General features: G+C 39.0%; 3 protein-coding genes. 1 reads left to right on the top strand and 2 read right to left on the bottom strand.

The features are described from left to right. Positions 1-726 (bottom strand): SDR family NAD(P)-dependent oxidoreductase (locus KB557_RS10685; protein WP_255134051.1); only part of this gene is annotated, 726 nt, incomplete at its 3' end. Positions 727-896: 170 nt separating this feature from the next. On the opposite strand from KB557_RS10685, the gene KB557_RS10680 reads away from it, so the two are divergent. After that, complete coding sequence (locus KB557_RS10680) at positions 897-1,856, top strand: VOC family protein (protein ID WP_255134049.1); 960 nt, start codon at positions 897-899, stop codon at positions 1,854-1,856. Positions 1,857-1,861: 5 nt separating this feature from the next. Here KB557_RS10680 and KB557_RS10675 read toward each other — a convergent pair. Next, positions 1,862-2,495, bottom strand: a 634-nt coding sequence (locus KB557_RS10675) for a hypothetical protein (protein ID WP_255134047.1), incomplete at its 5' end; no start/stop codon positions are given.

Genomic DNA, 2,495 nt, shown 5'->3' with positions numbered 1-2,495 from the left:
AGCAGTTATGTAACTTGCCGCATCGCTAGCTAGGAAAGCAACAACTGCAGCAATTTCACTAGGCTCAGCCATCCGCCCCATAGGAATCGCAGAGTTTAACTTAGCTAAAAGCTCGGGATTATTAATGGTTGGTGCATTAATAGGTGTATTCACCGCGCCTGGGCCAACATTAACAACAGTAACGCCATGAGGTGCAAGTTCTACGCCAGCAGTACGAGTTAGCATGCGAAGACCACCCTTTGCTAAACAGTAAGCTGTGTTATTAGGCATGGGCCAATCTTCATGAACAGACGAAATATTTATAACCCTGCCTCCACCTCCCTGCGAAATCATCTGCTTAGCAGCGAACTGAGTACCAAAAAAAGCGCTTTTCAAATTCACATTTAAAACCTTATCGTAGTCTTCAGGAGTGGTATCTAAAATAGAGGTGCGAGTTTCAAGGCCTGCATTATTAACCATCACATCAAGGCGACCAAAGGATTTAACTGCAAGATCAACAACTCCTTGCAGAGAATCAAGATTGGTTACATCGGCTTGGGCACCTATGGCAATTCCACCTGAAGCAGTAATCTCAGACAAGAGAGATTCCGTAAGTTCTGGGTGAGAGCGATAGTTAATAACTACACTAGCTCCACGAAGTGCCAGTTCAATTGCCACAGATTTACCGATACCACTATTAGCACCAGTAACAATAGCAACTTTGCCTTTCAGGAATTGTTCAGTCATGAGGTAAAATCACTGAGTAGATAAAATTCAATTAAATAATAACATGCGCACTTTAAAAAAATCAAAAAATCCTAAGCTGTCAGCAAACGAACATACTGCTTAAGAAAACATCAAGGCGATGGAGTAGAGGGCTGGAGTGATTATTCTGTAAATAGATCTATGTGATACGGATGCCCGAGAAAATTAAAAGCATTACGCAAACAACAAAAAACATAGATGAACAGATGAGATGGTATAGCGAAACACTTGGGTTTAAAGCTGGCAAACGAGAAATCCTTGAAGGGAAATGGTTGAATGAACTTTTAGGAATATCTGATGCTGTGGTTGATAGGGTTATATTGCACCTTGGTGACGAAGAACTTGAATTATGGGAATTCCAAAAAAAGGCTGATTTAAAAAACAATAATTTTCAAGGGGAAGTAATTCCTATAGATTCAAAAAGTAATGATCTCTGGTTTCAGCACATATGTATCGTTGTTAGCAATATTGAAGAGGCATTTCAAAAAGGGGCGAACAAATCTGCTCAAATTTCAAGTAGACCACAAACACTACCAGAATGGAATACTGGCGCAGCAAATATTAAAGCAGTAAAATTCAAAGATATCCATGGACATTCGTTAGAACTATTAAATTTCCCAGAAGATAAAGGGGATATACGTTGGCATAAAGATCAAATAGATTTATTTAAGGGTATTGACCATACCGCAATTGGCGTATCAGATACGCAGAAAAGTATTGAATTTTACAATGGAATTCTAAATCTTGAACTGGTAGGACAGGGAACCAACTATGGGAAAGAACAAGATGAAATGGATGGTTTAGAGAATACAAAGGTTTTAATAAGCACACTAAGACCAAGCAATCATGGGATGGGAATTGAACTCCTTGATTATCAATTACCGAACCAAAAGCGGAGACCCAGAATAAACCCAAAAACCACCGATCTAAATGAATGGAGAGTAATATTATTAATCGACAATCTAATAGATATACATATAAGACTAGAATCAAGCGATTCATCTAAATCACTGAGTTCCATAGTATCAATACCTGGAAATATTTGGGGAGGAGTTATAGCTTGCCAAGTAAGGGATCCAGATGGACATGCCTTGTTACTAATTGAAAAATAACTTTCTCAGTCTCCATATGCAGGATCCGAACCAGTTAACCTAACAATCCGTGTTCCATTATTGCCAACAGGACCAGCATAAGAGCCAAGTATGGATGAATTAATAGGAGATCCCACACTAGGCGCTACTGGTACATTGGGGCGCCAAAACAACTCTAGTGCGCCACCTGAACCTGATAATTTATCATAACTGGTAGATAATGAAAGCTTTAGACGAGGATTAAAATGATAATTTAATTGCAATTGTCCACCAGGTGCTGAGGCGCCCAAATAATCAGATACATAATAAAATCTAGGTAAAAAGACCAAGGAATTGATACCTGTGGGCACCGAAATTTGTATATTAAAAGGTGATAATATAGATTTGCCAGGGGAGGAATAACCAAGGTTACCTATGGGAGCAGCGAAAGTACTAACTACCTGAAAATTAGGTGACGTAACCTCAATGCCAAAACCTAATTGCTGATAGTAATATCCAGCCTGCAAAGCATTGTCATATCCAAAATTAACACCCCAGAAACTATCAGCACCCTTCAAGAGCTTGCGATAACCAATGCGAACACTATCTCCAACAGCTTGAATGTAGGAATTATTAATATCATCAGTCTCAATAGGACGTTGCTTAACATAAAATGTGTTG

It is taken from the genome of Synechococcus sp. Cruz CV12-2-Slac-r, assembly GCF_024346075.1.
In the GTDB taxonomy this organism is placed as follows: Bacteria; Cyanobacteriota; Cyanobacteriia; order PCC-6307; family Cyanobiaceae; genus Synechococcus_D.
Note: the sequence above shows the minus strand (reverse complement) of the source record. Positions and strands in the feature narration are given on the sequence as shown.

What these genes read in the sequence shown, in the direction of transcription:
- KB557_RS10680 (WP_255134049.1), top strand. Translation starts at nt 897, where the DNA reads ATGCCCGAGAAAATTAAAAGCATTACGCAAACAACAAAAAACATAGAT.